Genomic DNA, 23,389 nt, shown 5'->3' with positions numbered 1-23,389 from the left:
CCGCCACACAGGGGACTTTGGGGACGAGGGGAGGACGACCATGGACGAGCCGACGATCGCCGCACCGGTCCATGTGCCGCAGCCCGAAGGGCCGTGGCACGCCGTGCACCGGAACCTGACGGAGACAGGCAGCGCGGTGGTGTACACGACATGGGGGGAGTGGCTGCCCGCCGTACTCACCACACCAGGGCTGCGCCGGCTGCTCGGCCACGACTGGACCCGCTACCGCCGCACGACCGATGCCACGGTGCGCTATCGCTTCGCGGCCGCCCGCCTGCTGATCAAGTACGCGGCGGGCGCGGCGCTGTGCACGCCGCCCGCGTCCCTCGACCTGGCCTACCGGCTCGGTGGCCGCCCGTATCTGCGCGGCTTCGACCAGATCGAGGTGAGCCTGACGCACACCGGCGAGCTCATCGTGGTCGCGCTGAGCCGGATCGGCCGCATCGGCGTGGACGCGGAACCGGTGGGCCGCCCGCTGCGGCTGGACCTGCTGAGGTCCCAGATGTGCACCCCGGCCGAGGCGGCCGAGCTCGACTCCTTCCCGCAGGACGAACAGAGCGCACAGGCCCTGCGGTTGTGGACCTTGAAGGAGGCCTACACCAAGGCGCTGGGCCAGGGCATGCGGCTGGGGTTCACCGAATTCGGCTTCGGTCTGCGCGGCGGACGGCTGCGCGCCCCCGACGGCAGCGCGGGCTCCCGCGGCGAATGGGGCTTTGCCACGCATCTGGCGCTCGGCCGCTATCTGATCAGCATCGCCTGCCACGACGCCGGCCTCGACCCGGCGGGCGACACCTCGGTGCGCACCATGCTGGACGAGGGGTTCCTGGCGGCGATGACGCAGAGCACCAGGGAGGGCGACGCAGCGGGGTGATGACCCCGCGTCAGCGGCGTATCAGCCCCGCGGCAGCGGTGCGGGGCATCCTCAGCCCGGGAGCACCGTATCCGTCCGGCCGAGGAACCAGGAGACGTCCCATGACGAAGGAGCCCCATGGCGACGGCCCGCTACTGCCCGACGACACCCCGGACGGCACCGTGCGGTCGGCCGGCGCTCCCGATGGGCCCGACTCGGTCCCCCTCACCCCGCAGCAGCACAGCCTGCTGCGGGACGCGATCGCCCACCCTGGCACCGGCCGCTACGTCGAGCAGCTTGTCTGGCGCTGGCACGGCCCGCTGGACACCCGCAGGTTCACCAGCGCCTGGCAGGCCGTCTTCGACCGCGAGAGCGTGCTGCGCGCGGCATTCGACCTGCGGGGCGAGCCCCGTATCGTCCTGTACGAGAACGCCAGTGCCGAGGTCGTCCGGCACACCGCGGGCACCGTCGCCTGGGACGAGCTCGTCGAACGCGACCGGGTGCGCGGCTTCGACCTCGGCCGCCCGGGCCTGCTGCGGATCACGCTCGTCGACGAGCCCCCGGTCCCGGCGGGCCACGGCTCCGCCACCACTAGGGTCCTGCTCACCCATCACCACGTCCTGCTGGACGGCTGGAGCGTCGTCGTCCTCCTGCAGGAGTTCTACCGCGCCTACCTCGCCGGGGGCGAGCTGCCCGGCGGCGAGCGCCGCCCCGACATCCGTGACTACACCCGCTGGCTGGCGGCTCAGGACACCGGCCCGGCCCGGGAGTTCTGGTCCCGGGCACTGACCGGCATCGCGCCGGCGCTCACCCCGGTCCGGCCGGGTCCGGCCACCGGCCACAGCGGCCGGGGCCGCGCCGCGGCACGGCTCGGCGCCGACGAGGCCGAACGGTTGCGCACCTGGGCGGCGGGCCACGCCGCCACCGAGGCCGGAGCTCTGCAGGCCGTCTGGGCGATCCTCCTGTACTGGGCCGGTGGCGCCCGCGGCCCGGTGCCGGTGGGCTTCGGCGTGGCCGTGTCCGGCCGCGGCATCCCCCTGGACGTCGCCGAACGGCTTCCCGGACTGCTCATGAACGTGCTGCCGATGACCATCCAGGTCGACCCGGCGCAGGGCGTGGCGCTGCTGCTGGCCCAACTGCGCGACCTGACACTGGACATGGCCGCGTACGAATGGGTGTCGCTGGAGCAGATCCACGCATGGAGCGGCCGTCCGGCCGCCGGGCAACTCCTCGACAGCGTCCTCGTCTTCGCGCACTATCCGCGGATGGCCGACGGCCTCGAGACGGCTCTCGCCGCCCAGGACATCCGTGTCTCGCCGCCCGGCGCCGTCGGCGCGCCCGCCGCGTACCCCGTCGTCCTGCTCGCCCGCCGTGACGCGGACGGCGGCCTCTCCCTCACCGCCGTGCACGACCGCGCCAAAATCGCCGACGCCGATGCCGACCAACTCCTTTGCGAGTGCGCGCGATTGCTGCGAGAGCTGCCCCGGACAGCCGACGACACGACCGTCGGCGACGTCCTTCATCTGCTCGCGGAACAACCCCCCGTGGACTGAGTCCCGGCGGCTCCAGCCGCTCTCGAGCAGATCTTGACACCCTGGTCCGATCGAACCGGAGGAGTGGTCCGAGCGATCCCCAGGAGGAGCTCATGCACGACGACAGGCAAGAGCGCGAACGCCCCGCACGCGACCTGGTGTCCCTGGCTCCGGCGCCCCGGCTCGCCGGCGTCGACGAGGACGAACCGCCCGAGCCGCACATCGTCCGGGGCATCGACTGAACGCCCCGCCGGTACACCGCGATTCGAGCGCGCCCCGGCACACTGCCCGGCAGTCGAATCACGAGGGGGAAGACGCCATGCCGCGCTCCGGAGCACGTACGGACATCCCGGCGATGCCGCGCCAGGCCGAGGAATTCCTGGCCGCGCCGCACGTCGGCACGCTGACCACACTGCGGCCCGACGGATCCCTCCATGCCGCGCCCGTACGGTTCACCTGGGACGCCGGGACCGGGCTCGCCCGGGTCCTGACGGTCGCCTCCTCGCGCAAGGCCAGGAATCTGATCGCCGCCCCGGGCAGCCGGGTCGCGCTGTGCCAGGTGGACGGCTTCAGCTGGGTCACGCTCGAAGGCACTGCCACCGTCAGTGAGGACCCCCGCCGCGTGGCCGAAGGTGTGCGGCGCTACGCCAGGCGCTACTGGTCCTCGCCGCCCAGCCCGGCCGACCGCGTGGTCGTCGAGATCGCGGTCGACCGGGTGCTGAGCCTCAATCTGTGAGGCCGCCGTCTCACGTACGCGGTGCGGGCGGGTTCCCGGTGGCCCAGATCAGGCGGAACGACAGCAGGCTCAGCCGCCAGCCCTCGCTCGTACGGCGGGCTTCGCCGGTCACGAACGTGCCGGTGGCGAACAGCGGCGGCAGCTCGCCGTCCGGCAGCGCCTGGTCCGGCAGATGGACATGGGTCGAGATGAGGTTGGCCCGCAGCCGGGCCCGCTCACCGTCGACTTCGACGACGGCCGGCGAGCCCAGGTGCTGCGTCCGCTCGAAGGCCGCAAGCGCGCTGCGGTGATAGGCGGCGAGCCCGTCGATCCCTTCGTGCCGGCTCATCGGGAACTCGACGACCGCATCGTCGGTGAACAGCCTTTTCGCCCAGTCGTCGTCGAGTTTCTCGTCGTCGAGACCGACCAGATAACGGTGAAGAAGTGAGCCTATTTCGGCGGTGGATCGAGTTGAGGTCATGCCTGAGCATGACCGCAGTTCTTCTCGCGGACCAAGCCTTCCTGTACGAGATCTGACATTCACGGCAGAAATCTGTACCGGCTTGTAAAAGGCCTGTACCGGCGGCTATTTACGGCTCGCCGAGCCCCTCGCGATACTCGAGAAACACCAGTTGGAAGAGGGCAGATGGACACCTTTGACGCGGACGTGATCATTGTAGGGGCCGGCCCCACCGGACTCATGCTCGCGGGCGAGCTGGGTCTCAAGGGAGTGTCGGTCACCGTCGTCGAGCGGCTCGCCGAACCGATCAGGGAATCGCGGGCTCTCGGTTTCTCGGCGCGCACGATCGAAGAATTCAATCAACGGGGCCTGTTGTCCCGTCTCGGCGATGTCGACGTTATTCCGGCCGGTCACTTCGGCGGCGTGCCTCTCGACTACCGTGTGGTCGGCGGAGGTTCGTACGGGGCCCGCGGAATACCCCAGTCGCGCACCGAGGCCATGCTGGGCGCCTGGGCCGGCGAACAGGGCGTGACGATACGCCGGTCGCTGGAGGTCGTCGGCCTCGACACGGACGACGACGGCGTGAGTGTGCAGCTCAGCGGGCCCGAGGGCACCAGCGCGCTGCGCGCCCGGTACGTGGTGGGCTGCGACGGCGCGCGCAGCACCGTCCGCCGACTGGCCGGAATCGACTTTCCCGGCACCGACCCCGCCGTCGAGCTGCGCTTCGCCGATGTCGCGGGCATCCGGTTGCGGCCGCGCTTCAGCGGCGAACGGGTGCCTGGCGGCATGGTCATGGTGCTGCCGATCGGCCCCGACCGCAGCCGGATCATCTACTTCGACCGGGACGAACCGCTGCGCACCGGCCCCGAGCCGATCTCCTTCGAGGAGGTGGCCGCCGCCTTCCAGCGGCTGTCGGGCGAGGACATCAGCGGCGCCACGCCGCTCTGGGTCAGCTCCACCACCGACGTCAGCCGTCAGGCCGCCGAGTACCGGCGCGGACGCGTGTTCCTGGCCGGCGACGCGGCGCACATCCATCTGCCCATCGGGGCCCAGGGGATGAGCGCGGGAGTGCAGGACGCCGTCAACCTCGGCTGGAAGCTGGCCCTGGACATCCAGGGCAAGGCGCCCGACGGCCTGCTCGACACGTACCACAGCGAGCGCCACCCGGTCGGGGCCCGCATCCTGACCAACACCCTTGCCCAGCGCATCCTCTACCTCAGCGGGGACGAGATGACGCCGCTGCTCGGCGTCCTCGCCGAGCTGACCCAGCACGAGTCGGTCCAGCGCCACCTCGTCGGCATGGTCACCGGCCTCGACATCCGCCATGACGTCGGCCCCGGCGACCACCCGCTGCTCGGCCGGCGCCTTCCGGACAAGGAAGTGGTCATCGGCGGCAGGAAGACCAGCAGTTCGGAGCTTCTGCACCCCGGCCGCGGCGTGCTCCTCGACCTGAAGGGCGACCCGCAGCTGCGCGAGATCGCCGCCGGCTGGGCCGGCCGGGTCGACACGGTCACCGCCGACGACCCCGACTGCGAGGCCCCCATGGACGGAATCCTCGTGCGCCCCGACGGCTACGTCGCCTGGGCCTCGCCCTCCGGCTCACGCACCGACGGCCTGGCCGACGCGCTCGGCCGCTGGTTCGGCCTGCCCGACTGAGCCTGGAACGACGGCTCTTACACCCGCCACCCTCAAGGAAGCGAAGGAAGAAATGCCCATCATCTCCACCGAGGACCAGCATCTGACCGTCCTCAACCTGTTCACGACCGACGCCCCCGAGAAGCAGGACAAGCTCCTGGCGGAGATGCGGAAGATCGTCGACGCCGCGACGTACGAGGGCTGGATCTCCAGCACCGTGCACGCCGGCCAGGACAAGCCGGGCACCGCGAACTTCATCCAGTGGCGCAGCGGGGAGGACCTTCAGGCGCGGTACGCCGGTGAGGAGTTCAAGCACCGCACGCTCCCGGTCTTCGGCGAGATCACGACATCGATCCGGCTGCTGCAGAACGAGATCGCGTTCACCCAGCGCCACCCGTCAGCCGGCGACACGATCGAGATCTCGCCCACCCGCGACGACCTCACCGTGATCGAGGTCTTCGGGGTCGCGGAAAGCGACCAGGGCGACCTGGTCGACGCGCTCGGCCCGTCCCAGGACTGGCTGCTCGACGTCCCGGGCTACCGCTCGCACAGCGTCCTGCGCGGCCTGGCCGCCAGGGGCCTGGAGGGCTCCTTCGTCGTCGTCTACTCCCAGTGGGCCGACAAGGACTCCTACGACGCGTTCCGCGCACTGCCGCACGGCGAGCAGTCCCCGGCCCGGCAGAAGTCGCACGCCCGCGTCGAGTCCCTGGCGACCAGCAGCGACTGGAACACCTACCGCGTCGTCCACACGCGCTCGGCCGGCCAGTGACACTGATCCGGCCTGATCGACCGGACAGGACCTAGGCACGGCACGACCGAAGCGACAGGACGCCCGGCTCCTTCGGCGAGCCGGGCGTCCTGATGTGCCCGGCCGGTGCTGAGAGAGATCAGGCCATTCCGACTCTGGCGGAATTCTGGCTTCCCCCGTGCCGGGCACGATCGCGAGGCCTCACCGTCGGCCCTGCGAGCTCAAACCGCGACCGCCAAGGAGCGAACACGTATGAACAGCACGCTGATCGTCGCCCGGATGGCACCCGGTTCCAGTGCTGAGGTGGCCAGGCTGTTTGCCGACTTCGACGCGACGGACATGCCCCGGATCATGGGAACACGCCGCCGCCAGCTGTTCTCCTACCGGGGCCTGTACTTCCACCTGCAGGACTTCGACGAGGACAACGGCGGCGAGCTGATCGAACAGGCCAAGAGCGACCCGCGCTTCGTCGGGATCAGCGATGACCTGAAGCCGTTCATCGAGGCATACGACCCGGCCACCTGGCGCTCGCCGTCCGACGCCATGGCCACCCGCTTCTACACCTGGAAGGCGTCGGCGTGAGCGGGCGCCGGGTGGTCATCACCGGTCTCGAGGTCATCGCCCCGGGCGGGGTGGGGGCCAAGAACTTCTGGGACCTCCTCAGCGACGGACGCACCGCGACCCGCGGGATCACCTTCTTCGACCCCGCGCCCTTCCGCTCCCGGGTGGCCGCCGAGATCGACTTCTGCCCCTACGGCCACGGGCTGAGCCCGCAGGAGGTCCGGCGCATGGACCGGGCCGCGCAGTTCGCCGTGGTCGCCTCGCGCGGCGCGGTCGGCGACAGCGGACTCGACCTGGGCGGCCTCGACCCGTACCGCATCGGCGTCACCGTGGGCAGCGCCGTGGGTGCCACGATGGGGCTCGACGAGGAGTACCGGGTCGTCAGCGACGGCGGCCGGCTGGACCTCGTGGACCACCGGTACGCGGCCCCGCACCTGTACAACCATCTCGTTCCCAGCTCGTTCGCGGCCGAGGTCGCCTGGGCCGTCGGCGCGCAGGGGCCGAGCACCGTCGTCTCCACGGGCTGCACCTCCGGCATCGACGCGGTCGGCTACGGCGTCGAACTGCTGCGGGAAGGCTCCGTCGACATCATGATCGCCGGCGCCTCCGACGCCCCGATCTCGCCGATCACCATGGCCTGCTTCGACGCCATCAAGGCCACAACCCCGCGCTACGACGACCCGCAGCGCGCCTCACGTCCCTTCGACGGCACCCGCAACGGTTTCGTGCTCGGCGAAGGCAGCGCCTTCTTCGTCCTGGAGGAGCTGGAGAGCGCCCGCAAGCGGGGCGCCCACATCTACGCGGAGATCGCCGGCTACGCCACCCGCAGCAACGCGTACCACATGACCGGACTGCGCCCGGACGGCGCGGAGATGGCGGAGGCGATCCGGGTCGCGCTGGACGAGGCGCGGATGAACGGCGACGCGATCGACTACATCAACGCGCACGGCTCGGGCACCAAGCAGAACGACCGGCACGAGACCGCGGCGTTCAAGAAGAGCCTCGGCGACCACGCCTACCGCACCCCCGTCAGCTCCATCAAGTCCATGGTCGGGCACTCGCTGGGCGCCATCGGCTCGATCGAGATCGCCGCCTCCGCGCTGGCGATGGAGTACGACGTGGTGCCGCCGACAGCCAATCTGCACACCCCCGACCCGGAGTGCGACCTCGACTACGTACCCCTCACGGCGCGCGACCAGCTCGTCGACGCGGTCCTCACCGTCGGCAGCGGCTTCGGGGGATTCCAGAGCGCCATGGTTCTGGCCAGTCACGAAAGGAGCCTCATATGACCTCGTCGGTAGTGGTCACCGGCCTGGGCATCGCCTCTCCCAACGGGCTGGGCGCTCAGGACTACTGGGCGGCGACCCTGAGCGGCAAGAGCGGCATCGGCCGCATCACCCGCTTCGACCCGTCCGGCTATCCGTCCCGGCTGGCCGGGGAGATCCCCGGATTCGAGGCGGAGCAGTATCTGCCCAGTCGTCTCATCCCGCAGACCGACCGAATGACGCGTATCGCGCTGGTGGCGGCCGACTGGGCACTCGCCGACGCCGGGGTACGTCCCGAAGACCTCCCCGAGTTCGACATGGGCGTCGTCACCGCGAGTGCCTCGGGCGGATTCGCGTTCGGCCAGGGCGAACTGCAGAAGCTGTGGAGCCAGGGCAGCCAGTTCGTCTCCGCGTACCAGTCCTTCGCCTGGTTCTACGCCGTCAACAGCGGCCAGATATCCATCCGCAACGGCATCAAGGGCCCCAGCGGCGTCGTCGTCAGCGACCAGGCCGGCGGCCTCGACGCGGTGGCTCACGCCCGCCGGCAGATCCGCAAGGGGACCAGCCTGGTCGTGTCCGGCGCCGTCGACGCGTCGCTCTGCCCCTGGGGCTGGGTGGCCCAGCTCGCGGGCGGCAAGCTCAGCACCAGCGACGAACCGACAAGGGCGTACCTGCCCTTCGACCGCGACGCGCGCGGATATGTGCCGGGCGAGGGAGGCGCGATCCTCATCCTCGAGGACGCGGAGTCCGCAGGCGCCCGGGGCACCCGCGTCTATGGCGAGATCGCCGGCTACGGGGCGACCATCGACCCCAGGCCGAGCACGGGACGGCCCAGCGAACAAGACGGTCCCGGACGCGAGCCGGGTCTGCGCAAGGCCATCGACATCGCCCTCGCCGACGCGTCAATCGCCCCGGGCGACGTGGACGTGGTCTTCGCCGACGGGGCGGGCGTCCCCGCGCTCGACCGTATCGAGGCCGAGGCGATCACCGCCGTCTTCGGGGTCCGCGGGGTCCCGGTCACGGCGCCCAAGACGATGACCGGACGCCTGTACTCGGGCGCCGCGCCGCTGGACCTGGCAACGGCCTTCCTCGCCATGGAGGAAGGCGTCATCCCGCCGACCGTGCACATCGACCCCTGCCCCGAGTACGTCCTGGACCTGGTCCTGAACCAGCCGCGCACCGCCGAGGTGCGGACCGCGCTGGTCCTGGCCCGGGGCCATGGCGGATTCAACTCCGCCATGGTCGTGCGCGCCCCCGGCAGCACCTCGTAGCAACCCCTGAGGAAACCGCCTCGTACCCCGAGGCACACGTACCACCACATGCCGTATCGATGAAGGGATTCACATGGCCACCAAGCTTTTCACCATCGAAGACCTCAAGCGCATCCTGCTCCAGGCCGCGGGCGCGGAGGAGGGCGTCGACCTGGACGGCGACATCCTGGACACGCCCTTCGCCGTCCTCGGCTACGAGTCACTGGCGCTCCTGGAGACCGGGGGCTTCATCGAGCGGGAGTACGACATCTCGCTCGATGACGACGATGTCGCCGACGCCGAGACTCCGCGCGCCCTCATCGAAGCCGTCAACGCGCAGCTGGCGCCCGTCCAGGCAGCCTGAGGGGAGTCCGACATGACACAGAAGACGGCACGCGTCGCCCTGGTGACGGGTGCGACCAGCGGGATCGGTCTCGCGACGGCCAGGCTGCTGGCCACGCAGGGCCACCAGGTGTACATCGGCGCGCGCAGCGCCGAGAACGTCACCGCCACAGTCAAGGAGCTGCAGGCCGAGGGGCTCGACGTCGACGGCTCGGTCGTCGACGTGACCGACGGCGGGGCCGTGGCGGCGTTCGTCCAGGCCGCCGTCGACCGGTTCGGCCCGATCGACGTGCTGGTCAACAACGCCGGCCGGTCGGGCGGCGGAGTGACCGCCGACATTGCCGACGAGCTGTGGGACGAGGTGATCGACACCAACCTCAACAGCGTCTTCCGGCTCACCAAGGCGGTCCTCAACACCGGCGCCATGCGGCACAAGGACCGCGGCCGGATCATCAACATCGCTTCCACCGCGGGCAAGCAGGGCGTCGTGCTCGGCGCGCCGTACTCGGCGTCCAAGCACGGTGTCGTCGGCTTCACCAAGGCGCTCGGCAACGAGCTGGCACCCACCGGCATCACGGTCAACGCCGTTTGCCCCGGCTACGTCGAGACACCGATGGCGCAGCGGGTGCGGCAGGGATATGCCGCCGCGTACGACACCTCGGAGGAGGCGATCCTCGAGAAGTTCCAGGCGAAGATCCCCCTCGGCCGCTATTCCACCCCCGAAGAGGTCGCCGGACTCGTCGGCTATCTCGCGTCGGACACGGCCGCCTCCATCACCGCGCAGGCATTCAACGTCTGCGGCGGCCTCGGCAACTTCTGATCCCGTCCAAAGCATGTGAAGGAGGAGTGGTCATGACGACCCGTGAAGTCGAGCACGAGATCACGGTCGGTGCCCCGGCGGCGGAGGTCTACCGGCTGCTGGCGGAGGTCACCAACTGGCCGCGCATCTTCCCGCCGACGATCCACGTCGACCAGCTGGAGGCGGACGCGGACGGGACCCGGGAGCGGATCCGCATCTGGGCGACCGCCAACGGCGAGGCGAAGAACTGGGCATCGCGCCGCACGCTCGATCCCGGCGCCCTGCGTATCACCTTCCGGCAGGAGATCACCGCCCCGCCGGTCGCCGCCATGGGCGGCACCTGGATCATCGAGCCACTCGGCGAGACGGAGTCCCGGGTCCGGCTGCTGCACGACTACCGGGCCGTCGACGACGACGCGCACGATCTGCTCTGGATCGAGCGGGCCGTCGACAAGAACAGCACCGCCGAGCTGGCGGCGCTCAAGGAGAACGTCGAACTGGCGCACGCCGCCGAGGAGGTGACCTTCTCCTTCACCGACTCCGTGCACATCGCGGGCGCCGCGAAGGACGTGTTCGACTTCATCAACGAGGCGGACCTGTGGTCCGAGCGGCTGCCCCATGTGGCAACCGTGCGGCTCACGGAGGAGACGCCCGGCCTGCAGACCCTCGAAATGGACACCCGTGCCAAGGACGGCTCGGTGCACACCACCAAGTCGTACCGGGTGACGTTCCCGCACCACAAGATCGCCTACAAGCAGGTCACGCTGCCCGCGCTGATGACCCTGCACACCGGCGTCTGGACCTTCGACGAGCCGGCCGGCGGCGGCACCGACGCCTCCTCCCAGCACACCGTCACCCTCAACGCCGCCAACATCGCGAAGATCCTCGGCCCGGACGCCACCGTCGCCGACGCCCGCGCATACGTCCACACGGCGCTCAGTACGAACAGCCGCGCCACCCTGGACCACGCCAAGAGCTACGCCGAACAGAAGAGCTGACCGTGGCCGCGGACCGCCTGGACACTCAGGTCATCGTTGTCGGCGCCGGCCCCGTCGGGCTCATGCTCGCCGGTGAGCTGAGACTGGGCGGCCTCGACGTGGTCGTCCTGGAGAAGCGGCACGTCCACACGGACGAGTCGAGGGCCTCGACCCTGCACGCCCGCACCATGGAGATCCTTGACAGCCGCGGTCTCCTCACCCAGTTCGGCACACCGCCGAACGAGACACGCGGCCACTTCGGCGGCATCCCGCTCGACCTCACCCTGCCGAGCCCCTACCCGGGCCAGTGGAAGGTGCCGCAGACCAGGACCGAGGCGGTGCTGGAGGAGTGGGCGCTCTCGCTGGGCGCCGACATCCGCTGCGGTCACGAGCTGCGCGCCCTGTCCCAGGACCGGGCCGGGGAGGGGCATTGCGTACGGGCCGAGGCCGCGGGCCGCGACGGCATCGTGCACGTACGCGGCCAGTACCTCGTCGCCTGTGACGGCGAGGACAGTACGGTCCGCCGGCTCATCGGCGCCCAGTTTCCGGGCCACGACGCCCGCCGCGAACTGCTGCGCGCAGACGTCGAGGGCATCACCGTCCCCGACCGGCGCTTCAACCGGCTGCCGCAGGGGCTGGCCATCGCGGCCCGCCGCAACGACGGCGTGACCCGCGTGATGGTGCACGAGTTCGGCAGCACCGCGCGGCCGCGCGCCGAGGAAGCGCAGTTCGAGGAGATCGCCACCATCTGGAAGCGGGTCACCGGCGAGGACATCAGCGGCGGAAAGCCGCTGTGGGTGAACTCCTTCGGCGACGCCAACCGCCAGCTGGTCAGCTACCGCCACGGCCGGATCCTGTTCGCCGGGGACGCGGCCCACCGCCAGATGCCCATCGGCGGCCAGGCCCTCAACCTCGGTCTGCAGGACGCCTTCAATCTGGGCTGGAAACTGGCGGCGACGGTGTCCGGCCGGGCCGGAGACGGTCTGCTCGACACCTACCACCAGGAGCGGCACGCCGTCGGCCGGCGGGTCCTGGCCAACATCGAGGCCCAGGCCCGGCTGCTGCTCGGCGGGAGCGAAGTCGAGCCCGTACGCGCCGTCCTGTCGGAGCTCATCGCGTACGCCCCGGTGCGCGAGCATCTCGCCGGAATGATCAGCGGCCTGGACATCCGCTACGACGCCGATCCGGCCGGCCATCCGCTGCTCGGCGCCCGGCTGCCGCACACCGTTCTGCTCTCCGGTGAAGGACACCTCACCACCTCCCAGCTGTTGCACCCCGCTCGCGGCATACTCGTCGATCTGAGCGGCGGGGCCGGAGCACCGTTGTCCCCGTACAACGGCTGGTCCGACCGCGTCAGCCTGCTGGCGGCGCTCCCGCGAGCGGGCAGTGCACTGGACGGCACCGGTTGTGTCCTGGTGCGACCGGACGGCCATGTCGCCTGGGCGGGAGACGGGACCGCCGGACTGCGCCAGGCGCTGGAACGCTGGTTCGGCCCGCCGCGCTGAGCCCCGAAGCCCCGCCCCAACCCTCCACCCGCGGCACCACAACTCCATCTCGAGGAAAGGACAACCATGGAAGGGACAGCCGTGGACACCGACGTCATCATCGTCGGCGCAGGTCCGACCGGACTGATGCTCGCCGCCGAGCTGCGTCTGGGCGGGGCACGCGTCATCGTCACCGAACAGCTGACCCGGCCCACCGGCCAGTCACGGGGCCTGGGTTTCACAGCCCGCGCCATGGAGGTGTTCGACCAGCGCGGACTCCTGCCCCGGTTCGGCCAGGGCGAGACGCTGGAGATCAGCCCGATGGGCCACTTCGGCGGGGTGCAGTTCGACTACACCACCTTGGAGGGCGCCCACTTCGGAGCCCGCGGAATCCCGCAGAACCAGACCGAGGCCGTACTGGAGGAGTGGGCCTCGCGGCTGGGCGCGGACATCCGCCGCGGCTGGCAGTTCCTCGAGCTGGCGGACGGCTTCCTGGACGGCGACGGCGTGACGGTCACCGTGCAGACCCCGGACGGGGTCAAGCGGCTGAGCGCCGCCTACCTCGTGGGCTGCGACGGCGGACACAGCAACGTCCGCAAGGCCGCCGGCTTCGACTTCCCCGGCACATCGGCGACCCGCGCGATGTTCCTCGCCGATGTGACCGGCTGCCGGCTGCGCCCTCGCTTCCTGGGCGAACGCCTGCCCAACGGCATGGTGATGGCGGCTCCGCTGGCCGAGGGCGTGGACCGCATCATCGTCTGCCCGAACGGCACGCCGGCGCGCGGCCGTGATGAGATGCCGGTGACCTTCACGGAAGTCGCCGACGCCTGGCAGCACATCACCGGCGAGGACATCCACGGCGGCGGGGCCGAATGGGTGAGCTACTTCACCGACGCCTCCCGCCAGGCCTCCGAGTACCGCCGCGGCCGGGTCCTGCTCGCCGGGGACGCGGCACACATCCACCTCCCGGCCGGCGGGCAGGGGCTGAGCAGCGGAGTCCAGGACGCCGCCAACCTCGGCTGGAAGCTGGCCGCCGTGATCAGGGGCGGCGCACCGAACGGTCTGCTCGACACTTACCACGGCGAACGGCACCCGGTGGGCAGGCGGCTGCTGATGAACACCCGTGCCCAGGGCATGGTCTTCCTCGGCGGCCCGGAGTCGGACCCGCTGCGCGAACTGTTCTCGGAACTCATCGAGTACGACGACGTGAAACGGCATCTGGCCGGAATCGTCAGCGGCCTCGACATCCGCTACGACTTCGGCGACGGCGACCATCCGCTCCTCGGCCGCCGCCTTCCGCGCCGTCAACTAATCGGTTCCGAGGGCGAGATGAGCACCACCGAACTGCTGCACCCGGCGCGCGGTGTACTGCTCGACCTCGCCGACGACGCTCGTATCCGACAGACGGCAGCCGGCCGGCACGACCGCGTGAGCGTCACCACCGCCGTGCCCAAGCCGGTGGACGGCGCCGACCCGCTGGCCGGCACGGCCGCGCTGCTCATCCGGCCCGACGGCCATGTGGCCTGGGGCGGGGACGAGTTGGACGGCCTGACCAAGGCCCTGCACCGCTGGTTCGGCCCGGACTCGCGGGACGGGTCCGGCACATGATCCAGGACTGGCCCGGTCTGTGGGGGACGCTGATGGGGAGCGCATTGTCCGATCCGCTGAACGGAACCCCGCTTGCCGGTGTCTCCCTGACGGGCGCATCCCCGGCCGGGGCATCCCCGGCCGGGGCATCCCCGGCGGGGGCGCCGGGGACGGCCCTGCCACCGGCAGGGCCCGCGCCCGCGGTGGCCACCGCGGAGCCCGATGCCGCCCAGCCCCAGCCCCCGCCCGCCCCGCCCCCGCCCGCCCCGCCGACGCCCGCCCCGTCCCGTCCGGTACGCCGGATCACCCTGGACGCGGCGGGCGTCGCCCTGTCCGCCCTGCTCATCGAGCCGGAGCACACGGCCCCCCGCGCGGTCGTGGTCGCCGTCCACGGCGGCGGCATGACCGCCGGCTACTTCGACGGAACGGCCCATCCCGACCAGTCCCTGCTCCTCCTCGGCGCGAGCCTCGGCTACACGGTCCTGGCCGTGGACCGCCCCGGCTACGGGCGGTCCGCCGCGGCTCTGCCCGAGGGACAGACGCTGGCCGAGCAGACCGTGCTGCTGCGTGCCGCGCTCGCCGACTTCGCCTCCCGGTATCCGACCGGCGCGGGACTGTTCCTGCTCGCCCACTCATTCGGCGGGAAGCTCGCCCTGTGCACGGCCGCGGACCCCGCAGAGACACCGCGGCTGCTGGGTATGGACATCTCCGGCTGCGGCCACCGCTATGCGGCGGTCCCCGCCGCGAACGGCGACGGCAAGGACACCCGGCGGCACTGGGGCCCGCTGAGCCTGTATCCGCCGGACACCTTCCGCTTCTGCGCCACAGTCGTGGCCCCGATGCCGCTGCGCGAAGCCTCGGAACTCGGCCGCTGGCCCGAGCTCTTCCCCGGCATCGCACCCAGGGTCCGCGTCCCGGTCCGGCTGACGTTCGCGGAGCACGAGCGCTGGTGGCACCACGGCGAGGAGGACCTCGCCGATCTGCGGGCACGGCTGAGCGCCGCCCCCCGGGTCCAGATCGACCGGCAGCCGGACGCGGGCCACAACATCAGCCTGGGCTGGGCGGCCCGCGCCTACCATCTGCGGGCCCTGGCGTTCCTGGAGGACTGCCTCACCGCCAAGTGACGAAACTCGTGGCCCAGGACCGCATCGGTCCTGGGCCACAAACGTCGTCCGGGCAGCGTCAGCGGCCGCGCCGCCCGATCAGCAGGGCCGGGCCTCGACGATCGAGATCGCCGCCGCGGTCTGCACCACCCGCTCCAGCCGGAACCCGGCGGCGGCGAGCAGTTCGGCGTACTGCTCCTGGGTGCGCTCCTTGCCGCCGACCAGCAGCATCAGCCACAGGTCCACGAGCTTTGCCGCATGCGGCGCGTTCCCCGAGGACGGCGGCACCATCTCCATGAGAAGCAGCCGGCCGTCCGGACTGATCGCCTCCCGCACCCTCTTGAGGATCTCCAGCGCCTGGGACTGGGGCCAGTCGTGCACGATGTGCTTGAGGATGTAGGCGTCGTGACCCGCGGGAGGCGCGTCGAACAGGCCCCCGCCCACAATGGTGCACCGGTCGGCGACACCTTCCTCCTTTAGGAAGTCCGCGGCGCCGTTGTTGTCCACGCGGGGGTCGTAGAGAATTCCGCGCGCACCGGCCGCGCGCTGCAGAATCCCCGCGAGGAGGGTTCCGCGTCCGCCGCAGAAGTCGACGATCGTGCCGAACCGCGAGAAGTCGTACGCCGCCACAATGGGCAGCGTTTCGGTGTCCGACATGGCGCCCATGCCACCGATGAACACCTTGCCGTAGTCGGGATTCGCCTCCAGATATTCGAATGCGCCCATGCCGCGCAGCTTCGGCATGCTCGGCTCGCCCGTGCGGACCGAATCCAGCAGATGGCCCCAGTCCTCCCAGTGGGTGGGGTGGCCCATGAGGACGGCGATATTGCGCATCGAAACCGGTGCGTTCTCGCGCAGCGCGTCGGCCATCGGTGTGAGCCGGAACCGGCCGTCGCCCTGCTCCGCGAATATCGAGTGGCCGGCGAGCATGCGGAGCAGACGGTGCAGCGCTTCGGGGTCGGCGTCGACCTCGCGCGCGAGCTCCTGCACGGTGAGCGGCCCGTCCTCCAGCGCGTCGGCCACGCGGAGTTCGGCGGCGACGTAGATCGCCTGGGTGACCATGGAGCCCTGAGCCAGCTCGAGCAGGGCGAACGGTGCGGGCGCCAGCTTCCGGGTGAGGTGCTGCAGACGCGCTCGGACACCTTCGACGGCGCGGACGACTGGGGCGGGTGGCAGAGCGGGCATGAGTTTCCTCCGTTGCAGTGGCTCAGCTGTGTCGGACTTCCCGCGTGGCGGCGCGTGTTCAGCGCATTACGTGTATTCCGGCGGCCGTACGGGATACATCGATTTCCGGAAACCATGGGCTTCGCCCGGCCGACTGTAGAGCTGCCGCGCAGAGCCGGACAACTGCTCAGGAAAGCGGCTCCTATTCTCGAGAACTCCTAGGGCGGCGGCCTGTGTTCAAGCGCGGAATCACCGCAGTTGAACACCGCGGCCGCCGTCGCGTCATAGCCCCAAAACCCTGGTCACAGGCCGGGCGAACCACAATGCACCACTGATCGCCGCCGATTGGACACGCAAGACCGGCGTGAAATGCATGCCTATCGTGACGCGGGTTTCCCAACCGCTCCCACGACAGGGGGCAGGCTCACGACGAGGGAGAGAGATGTCGAGATTGGGCAGGTCATGGACGGGCGCCGTCCTGGCGACCGCTGCCGTGGGCAGCGTCACGGCGGCCATGGGGCCGAGTGCCGCGCAAGCCGCGCAGAACGAGACGACACCCGGTTACGAGGTCATAGCGAGCGGGCTCAACAACCCGCGCGGCATCGCCGTACTGAGGGACGGCACGGTCCTGATCGCCGAGTCGGGCACCGGCAAGCCCGGCTGCGCGGCCGGCACGGAGTGTGTCGGTGCCACAGGTTCGGTCTACCGCGTCGGCGGCGGCAGGAGCAGCGGCCGCATCGTCACCGGCCTGCAGTCGGTGGGCGTCGGCCCCAAGAGCCCGCAGGAGCCGGTCTCCGCCACCGGTCCGAATGACGTGGCGCCCGGACCCCGTGGCGGCTTCGTCGTCCTCAACGGCGGTGGCGGCAACCTCGAGCACCGCGCCACGCTCGGCGAGGACGGCAAGTACACGGGCACCCTCTACCAGTCCCGCTCCGGCCGGGTGCTCGGCGACCTCGTGAAGTACGAGACCGAGGCCGACCCCGACTGGGTCCTCGGCCACGCGCCGACACCGCAGGAACCCACGACGGCGCACAGCAACGCCTGGCGCTTCGCGCAGACCCGCACCGGCTGGCTGGTGACCGACGCGGGCGGCAACGACCTGGTGAAGGTCCCCGGCTGGGGACGCCCTTCGACCGAAACGATCTTCCCCGACAGCAAGTCGGCCGACGGGAAGCCGGTTCAGGCAGTGCCCAGCGGCGTCGTCGTGGCCGGCGACGGCACCATCTACGTCTGCGACATGGGCGCCCTGAAGCCGGGCGCGTCGCGGATCTGGAAGATCGTGCCGGGCCACAAGCCGCAGGTCTTCGTCAACGGCCTGACCGCGCTCAGCGACCTCGCCCTGGACAGCAAGGGCAATCTGGTCGCGCTGTCACTGACCGGCGGTTACACGCAGACCGGTCCGCTGCCCGGCAAGGTCCACAAGATCGACACGCTGTCCAAGGAAGTCACCGAGGTCCCGACCGGCGACAAGCTGTCGATGTCGACCGGCCTGGGGATCGGGCCGCACGACGAGATCTATGTGACCAACAAGTCGGTCGGCACCAGCGGCGAGTTGGTGCGCATCACCCAGTGAGGCCCGACGGTCCCGCCGGCCCTGCACCTCCGGCGGGACCGTCCGCGCCCACGACCCAGGAGGCAGCCGTGTCCCTTCCCGCCGACACCCCCGGCACCCCTGACACCCCCGACACCCTCGATCCCCGGCCCAGGACCGGAGTGTGGTTCCTCGGAGCCCGCGGTTCGCTCGCCACCACGGCCGTCGCCGGGTGCGCCGCAGTGGCCGCCGGACTGACCCCGCCCACCGGCATGGTCACCGGGACACCGCCCTTCGCCGACTCGGGCCTTGTGCCGCTCGACTCATTGGTCTTCGGCGGCCACGACACGCAGAGCGCCCCGCTGCCCAAGCGGGCGGAAGCCCTGGCCGACGGGGGAGTGATTCCGCACGGGCTGGCCGCCGCCGTACGGAGCGAACTGGCCGACGCGGACGCGGAGATACGTCCCGGTGGGCCGCAGTCCGGCGACATGAGGACCGACGAGGAACTGATCGCCGCCTTCACCGCCGACATCACGGACTTCGTACGCCGCCGCGGACTGGCCCGCGCGGTTGTGGTGAACGTCGCCTCCACCGAACCCGCCACCGCGGCGGGCGACGCCCGCCTTCCAGCGAGCTCGCTCTACGCCGCGGCGGCGCTGCGCGCGGGCTGCCCCTATGTGAACTTCACCCCCTCGGCCGGGCTGCGTCATCCCGCGCTCGCGGCGTCGGCGACCGTCTGCGGACTGCCCTACGCGGGCCGTGACGGCAAGACAGGCCAGACGCTGCTCCGTTCCGTACTCGCCCCGATGTTCGTGCAGCGCGCCCTGACGGTGCGGGCATGGTCGGGCACCAACCTGCTGGGCGGCGGGGACGGAGCGGCACTGGCCGACTCCCGGGCCGCGGCCGCCAAGAACGCGGGCAAGAACCGGGTGCTCAACGACACCCTCGGCATCGTGCCCGAGGGAGAGGTCCACATCGACAACGTCCCGGCACTCGGTGACTGGAAGACGGCCTGGGACCACATCGCGTTCGAGGGTTTCCTCGGCTCGCGGATGATCCTCCAGACGATCTGGCAGGGCTGCGACTCCGCGCTCGCGGCGCCACTGGTGCTTGACCTTGCAGTGCTCTTGGCCCGCGCACACGAGGTGGGCCTGGCGGGCCCGCTGCCGGAGCTGGGCTTCTACTTCAAGGATCCCGACGGCGGTCCGGCGGCGCTGGGAGAGCAGTTCGAGGCGCTGCTTTCGTTCGCCGGCCGGCTGCGTAAGGCACCGTGACGCGCGGTCCGCGCAGGTCCTACGAAACGGAGGAAGCACCTGATGTACGCCCAAGCGGAAACAGCCGATCTGCACACCGTTCTGGAAGAGCGGCTCGCGCCCCCCGCCCGTGACTGGCTGGAAGGCGCGCTGGCCGCCGCCGAGGCGGACCGGCACCACTCCGCGATACCCGCCCAACGCGGCCTGCCCGCCTGGGAGTTGCGATTCGCAGAAGCCGGCCGCTACTGCGGCGAGGACGCCGCGGACGTCATCCGGGTCCTGCTGCTGCATGCCGCCCGTACCAAGGCTCCCGCGGTGGCCCGTCTTTACCATCAGGGCTCCGCCGCGGAGCGTCGTGCGGTCCTGCGCGCCCTGCCCTATCTGGGCCTCGATCCCCTCCAGGGGCTGCCGCTCGTCGAGGACGCGCTGCGTACCAACGACACGCGGCTGGTCGCCGCCGCGGTGGGCCCGTACGCCGCCGAGCACCTCGATCCGCACGCCTGGCGCCACGCCGTCCTCAAGTGCCTGTTCAACGGTGTACCGGTCGACGCGATCGCCTTTCTCGCCGAGCGCGCCAGAGGCGACGCGGAACTCGGCCGCATGCTCGGCGACTACGCCGGGGAACGAGACGCGGCGGGCCGCGAGGTGCCCGATGACCTGTACCGGGTGCTCGCTCTTACCGCCGAGCAGCCGGGCGGCCCGGGGCAGGAGCCCTGACAGCCGGACTCAGTCGTTGAGGAACGCCAGGTCGAGGCGGCGCAGCCGCTCCGGCTCGGCCACCAGGTCGATGGCGCTGATCTTCCCGTCGGTGATGGTGAATCCGAAGACGACCAGCGGTCGGCCGCGGGGCGCCCATACGGCGCCGACGGCTCCGTCGACGAGCGCTGTCTGGGCCAGCTGGGCGCGCCCGGAGAAGGTGTCGGCCACGGCGGACGCCCCGCGGACCAGTCCGGTGGCGCCGGCGCGTACGGCCGCGGAGTCGGCGCGCAGGACGACGTCGGGGTCCAGGACGGTGAGCAGCGCGTCGAACTCGCCGCCGCGCGCGGCCGCGAGGAACGCGTCCACGATCTCCCGCTGGCGGGGCACGTCGGGCTCGGGCACCCGGGCCGCGCCGCGCACCCGGCGCCGGGCGCGGCTGGCGAGCTGGCGGGCGGCCGCGGGTGTGCGGTCGACGATGGGAGCGATCTCGTCGAACGGCAGGGCGAACATGTCGTGCAGGACGAACGCGAGGCGCTCCGCGGGGTCGAGGGTGTCCAGGACCACCAGCAGCGCCAGGCCGACCGAGTCGGCGAGCAGGACCTCCTGCTCCGGATCGATCACGTGCCGGTGATCGGTGACCGATGCGGACGGGGGCTCGTCGAGCAGGTCTTCGCGCCGCGAGGTGCGCGAGCGCAGCATGTCCAGGCACACCCGGCCCACGACCGTGGTGAGCCAGCCGCTCAGGTTCTCGACGGTGTCGGGGTCCGAGCGGTGGAGCCGCAGCCATGCCTCCTGGACCGCGTCCTCGGCCTCACTGCGTGAACCGAGCATCCGGTAGGCCACCGCCTTCAGCCGCGGCCGGTTCTCCTCGAACCGCGCGGCCAGCCATTCGCCCTCATTCATCGGTCACATTCCTCCGTCGCGGTCCGTCATAGAAGTGACGAACGCGTCCACGGTCACCACTCCCGGCCGCGGTCCGTCATAGAAGTGACGAACGAAACCCAGCCGATGTGACGAGAACTGGCCCCTTCCGATCGGTTGGCACCCCATCGGACGTGACCGAGCGGAGCAGCCGGGAGCGAGCAACTGATCGCCGGCAGTGCTCGCGGCCCCGTACGACCACCGGCAGACGACTGGCGCGGTTCGTCCCTTCCCCCCGCGAGTTCGTAACGAGCCCTGAGCACAGGACTCCTGACCCTTAGCGAGCATTCATGACGACGCACCCTCCAGCTCCCGAGCCGGCCATCGCGCAGCCGCCCCCCACAACCACCTTCTCCAGCCGATACGCCTCGCTCGTGGCCGGCCGACGCACGAAGTGGGTCGTCCTCGTGCTCTGGCTGCTGCTCATGGGCGTGGGCGGATCGCTGGCCGCCAAGCTCGGCGACGTCCAGGACAACGACCCCGAGACATGGCTGCCCACGAACGCCCAGTCGACGCAGGCGGTCAAACTCGCCGAAGAGCACTTCGCCGACAAGGACAGCAGCACCGCCGTCATCGTTTACGCACGCGGCAGCGGCCTCACCGAGGCCGACCTGGCCAAGATCAACGGTGACCGGGGCCGTCTGGCGCAGAAGGGCACCGCGGGCCCGGTGTCCGAGCCCCTGGTGTCCAAGGACAACAAGGCCGCGTTCCTCAGCGTGCCGCTGGCGACCTCGCCGAGCGACAACAGCGTGCTGGGCGACGGCGTGGACAACGTCAAGAAGCTCACCAAGGACGGTGCGCCGGACGGGCTGGAGGTCAGGATCGCCGGTGAGGCGGGCAACATCGCCGACTTCATCGACGTCTACTCCGGTATGGACGGCGCGCTCCTTGGCGCCGCGCTCGCCGTCGTCGCACTGCTTCTGCTGGTCACCTACCGCAGTCCCGTCCTGTGGCTGATCCCCTTGCTGGCGGTGGGACTTGCCAGCCAGGTGGCCAGCGGCGTGGTGTATCTGCTCGCCAAGCACGCGGGGCTCGTGGTCAACGGAATGAGCGCGTACATCCTGGCCGTCCTCTCGATCGGGGTCGGCACCGACTATGCACTGCTGCTCATCGCCCGCTACCGCGAGGAGCTGCACCGCCACGAGGACCGGCACGAGGCGATGGTGGTGGCCGTCCAGCGCTCGCTGCCCGCGATCGCGGCCTCCGCCGTGACCGTCGGGATCGCCACGCTGTGCCTGGTGTTCGGCAGTATGAACTCCACGCGCGGTCTCGGTCCGGTCGTGGCCATCGGTGTCGCCGTGGTGTTCCTCGCCATGACCTCCCTGCTGCCCGCGCTCCTGGTCATCCTGGGCCGCTGGGTGTTCTGGCCGTTCGTCCCGCGCCACACGCCCGGCTACGACGCGAGCGAAGAGCAGGGGCGCACGGTGTGGGCACGCGTTGCGGGGACCGTGGGGCGCAGGCCCCGCCCGATCTGGATCGGCACCGCTGTGGTGCTGGTGGCTCTCGCCTTCGGTGCCACCTCCGTACAGACCGGCCAGACCCAGGCCGAGCAGTTCACCAACACCGTCGACTCCGTCGCGGGCCAGGAGCTGCTCGCCGAACACTTCCCGGCAGGGTCGTCGTCCCCCGCGGACGTCTATGTCCCGGCCGGCGGCGCGGCTGCGGCGCGAGCGGCCGTCGAGGGCGTGTCCGGCGTGGAGTCGGCGGCAACCGCCGGGTCCAAGGACGGCTGGACGCACATCACCGCGGTGCTGAGCGCGTCACCGGACACCCAGGCCGCCAGGGACACCGTCGAGCGCATGCGCACGGCCCTGGACAAGAGCCCGGGGCAGGCGCACGACGCGGTCGTCGGCGGCCAGACCGCCGTCGCCCTGGACAGCTCCACCGCGCAGGCCGACGAGGAGATGCTGCTGATCCCGCTCATCCTCGGTGTCGTACTGATCATGCTGATCGTGCTGCTGCGCGCACTGGTCGCGCCACTGGTCCTGCTGGTGTCCGTGGTGCTCTCCTACGCCTCGGCAGTGGGAGCCGCGTCGCTGCTGTTCCACGCGCTGGGCTACCCGCGCATCGACCGAGGGCTGCTGCTGTTCGGCTTCCTGTTCCTGGTCGCGCTCGGGGTGGACTACACGATCTTCCTGATGACCCGCGCCCGGGAAGAGGTGCAGCTGCGCGGCCACCGCGAGGGCATCCTCAGCGGTCTGCGGGTGACCGGAGGCGTCATCACCTCGGCGGGTGTCGTGCTGGCGGCGACGTTCTGCGTGCTGGCGGCGATTCCGACCGTGCAGGCCCTGCAGCAAGGGCTCCTGGTCGCGGTCGGGGTGCTCCTGGACACCTTCCTGATCCGCAGTCTGCTGATTCCCGCGCTCTCGCTGGAGATCGGCCCGCGCATCTGGCGTCCGGGCCGTCCCGAGGCGGAGCCGCATCTCTCGGTCACCGAGCACGCCGAACCGGCACGCGTCGGCAGCTGACCGGACACCACACAAGGCGGGCGCGGGACTTCACACCGAAGTCCC

22 protein-coding genes are annotated in these 23,389 nt (G+C 70.9%); 19 read left to right on the top strand and 3 right to left on the bottom strand.

What is annotated here, in order from left to right; all coding sequences use genetic code 11:
* Positions 1–40 precede the first annotated feature (40 nt).
* The 4 genes from OHA61_RS02650 to OHA61_RS02635 all read left to right on the top strand — a co-directional run bounded on the left by OHA61_RS02650 (position 41) and on the right by OHA61_RS02635 (position 3,118).
* Positions 41–871: a 4'-phosphopantetheinyl transferase family protein gene (locus tag OHA61_RS02650; protein WP_406301487.1), complete on the top strand. Its 831-nt coding sequence runs from the start codon at positions 41–43 to the stop codon at positions 869–871.
* Between the two features lie 101 nt (positions 872–972).
* Positions 973–2,403: a condensation domain-containing protein gene (locus tag OHA61_RS02645; RefSeq protein WP_406301486.1), complete on the top strand. Its 1,431-nt coding sequence runs from the start codon at positions 973–975 to the stop codon at positions 2,401–2,403.
* Between the two features lie 92 nt (positions 2,404–2,495).
* On the top strand, positions 2,496–2,624 hold the full coding sequence (locus OHA61_RS02640; protein ID WP_361914841.1) for a hypothetical protein: 129 nt from the start codon (positions 2,496–2,498) through the stop codon (positions 2,622–2,624).
* Between the two features lie 77 nt (positions 2,625–2,701).
* On the top strand, positions 2,702–3,118 hold the full coding sequence (locus OHA61_RS02635; RefSeq protein ID WP_406301485.1) for a pyridoxamine 5'-phosphate oxidase family protein: 417 nt from the start codon (positions 2,702–2,704) through the stop codon (positions 3,116–3,118).
* Positions 3,119–3,128: 10 nt separating this feature from the next.
* Here the strand turns inward: OHA61_RS02635 and OHA61_RS02630 are convergent, their stop codons facing one another.
* The gene (locus OHA61_RS02630) at positions 3,129–3,578 is read right to left on the bottom strand and encodes a nuclear transport factor 2 family protein (RefSeq protein WP_406301484.1); all 450 of its coding nucleotides are present in this window, start codon (positions 3,576–3,578) and stop codon (positions 3,129–3,131) included.
* A gap of 165 nt (positions 3,579–3,743) precedes the next feature.
* Between OHA61_RS02630 and OHA61_RS02625 the strand changes: the two genes are divergently transcribed.
* From OHA61_RS02625 to OHA61_RS02575, 11 genes are all read left to right on the top strand, one after another.
* Entirely contained in the window at positions 3,744–5,213 is a 1,470-nt protein-coding gene (locus OHA61_RS02625) for an FAD-dependent monooxygenase (RefSeq protein WP_389371147.1), read from the top strand.
* A 52-nt stretch (positions 5,214–5,265) separates the two neighbouring features.
* Positions 5,266–5,961, top strand: a complete 696-nt coding sequence (locus tag OHA61_RS02620; protein ID WP_406301482.1) for an antibiotic biosynthesis monooxygenase — start codon at positions 5,266–5,268, stop codon at positions 5,959–5,961.
* A gap of 231 nt (positions 5,962–6,192) precedes the next feature.
* Positions 6,193–6,522 (top strand): TcmI family type II polyketide cyclase, encoded by a 330-nt coding sequence (locus OHA61_RS02615; protein ID WP_324986602.1) that lies wholly within the window; start codon positions 6,193–6,195, stop codon positions 6,520–6,522.
* A complete protein-coding gene (locus OHA61_RS02610; RefSeq protein ID WP_361914853.1) occupies positions 6,519–7,790 on the top strand; it encodes a beta-ketoacyl-[acyl-carrier-protein] synthase family protein in 1,272 nt (423 codons plus the stop codon). Before OHA61_RS02615 ends, OHA61_RS02610 begins: the two co-directional genes overlap by 4 nt.
* Positions 7,787–9,037 (top strand): ketosynthase chain-length factor, encoded by a 1,251-nt coding sequence (locus tag OHA61_RS02605; protein WP_324986609.1) that lies wholly within the window; start codon positions 7,787–7,789, stop codon positions 9,035–9,037. Before OHA61_RS02610 ends, OHA61_RS02605 begins: the two co-directional genes overlap by 4 nt.
* Before the next feature lie 73 nt (positions 9,038–9,110).
* Entirely contained in the window at positions 9,111–9,380 is a 270-nt protein-coding gene (locus OHA61_RS02600) for an acyl carrier protein (protein ID WP_405604677.1), read from the top strand.
* A 12-nt stretch (positions 9,381–9,392) separates the two neighbouring features.
* Entirely contained in the window at positions 9,393–10,178 is a 786-nt protein-coding gene (fabG, locus tag OHA61_RS02595) for a 3-oxoacyl-ACP reductase FabG (RefSeq protein ID WP_328666192.1), read from the top strand.
* A gap of 32 nt (positions 10,179–10,210) precedes the next feature.
* Positions 10,211–11,155 carry an aromatase/cyclase gene (locus OHA61_RS02590; RefSeq protein WP_406301481.1) on the top strand — a complete coding sequence of 315 codons (945 nt, stop codon included), beginning with the start codon at positions 10,211–10,213 and terminating at the stop codon, positions 11,153–11,155.
* A gap of 2 nt (positions 11,156–11,157) precedes the next feature.
* Positions 11,158–12,639 carry an FAD-dependent monooxygenase gene (locus OHA61_RS02585; RefSeq protein WP_324986620.1) on the top strand — a complete coding sequence of 494 codons (1,482 nt, stop codon included), beginning with the start codon at positions 11,158–11,160 and terminating at the stop codon, positions 12,637–12,639.
* Positions 12,640–12,705: 66 nt separating this feature from the next.
* Positions 12,706–14,226 carry an FAD-dependent monooxygenase gene (locus tag OHA61_RS02580; RefSeq protein ID WP_406301480.1) on the top strand — a complete coding sequence of 507 codons (1,521 nt, stop codon included), beginning with the start codon at positions 12,706–12,708 and terminating at the stop codon, positions 14,224–14,226.
* Between the two features lie 281 nt (positions 14,227–14,507).
* Positions 14,508–15,329 carry an alpha/beta hydrolase gene (locus tag OHA61_RS02575; RefSeq protein WP_406307262.1) on the top strand — a complete coding sequence of 274 codons (822 nt, stop codon included), beginning with the start codon at positions 14,508–14,510 and terminating at the stop codon, positions 15,327–15,329.
* Between the two features lie 78 nt (positions 15,330–15,407).
* Here OHA61_RS02575 and OHA61_RS02570 read toward each other — a convergent pair whose 3' ends face one another.
* Positions 15,408–16,493 (bottom strand): methyltransferase, encoded by a 1,086-nt coding sequence (locus OHA61_RS02570; protein ID WP_406301479.1) that lies wholly within the window; start codon positions 16,491–16,493, stop codon positions 15,408–15,410.
* A gap of 421 nt (positions 16,494–16,914) precedes the next feature.
* On the opposite strand from OHA61_RS02570, the gene OHA61_RS02565 reads away from it, so the two are divergent.
* The 3 genes from OHA61_RS02565 to OHA61_RS02555 all read left to right on the top strand — a co-directional run bounded on the left by OHA61_RS02565 (position 16,915) and on the right by OHA61_RS02555 (position 19,973).
* Positions 16,915–18,045 carry a ScyD/ScyE family protein gene (locus tag OHA61_RS02565; protein WP_406301478.1) on the top strand — a complete coding sequence of 377 codons (1,131 nt, stop codon included), beginning with the start codon at positions 16,915–16,917 and terminating at the stop codon, positions 18,043–18,045.
* A gap of 68 nt (positions 18,046–18,113) precedes the next feature.
* Positions 18,114–19,277 (top strand): inositol-3-phosphate synthase, encoded by a 1,164-nt coding sequence (locus OHA61_RS02560; protein ID WP_406301477.1) that lies wholly within the window; start codon positions 18,114–18,116, stop codon positions 19,275–19,277.
* 42 nt (positions 19,278–19,319) lie between these two features.
* Positions 19,320–19,973: an EboA domain-containing protein gene (locus OHA61_RS02555; RefSeq protein ID WP_406301476.1), complete on the top strand. Its 654-nt coding sequence runs from the start codon at positions 19,320–19,322 to the stop codon at positions 19,971–19,973.
* Between the two features lie 9 nt (positions 19,974–19,982).
* Here OHA61_RS02555 and OHA61_RS02550 read toward each other — a convergent pair whose 3' ends face one another.
* Positions 19,983–20,858: a sigma-70 family RNA polymerase sigma factor gene (locus OHA61_RS02550; RefSeq protein ID WP_406301475.1), complete on the bottom strand. Its 876-nt coding sequence runs from the start codon at positions 20,856–20,858 to the stop codon at positions 19,983–19,985.
* Between the two features lie 308 nt (positions 20,859–21,166).
* Here OHA61_RS02550 and OHA61_RS02545 point away from each other — a divergent pair, with 308 nt between their 5' ends.
* The gene (locus tag OHA61_RS02545; RefSeq protein WP_406301474.1) at positions 21,167–23,344 is read left to right on the top strand and encodes an MMPL family transporter; all 2,178 of its coding nucleotides are present in this window, start codon (positions 21,167–21,169) and stop codon (positions 23,342–23,344) included.
* The last annotated feature ends 45 nt before the right edge of the window (positions 23,345–23,389 follow it).

The sequence above is a fragment of the Streptomyces sp. NBC_00885 genome, from assembly GCF_045207475.1.
Lineage (GTDB): Bacteria > Actinomycetota > Actinomycetes > Streptomycetales > Streptomycetaceae > Streptomyces.
This window is presented reverse-complemented; position numbering and strand designations above follow the sequence as displayed.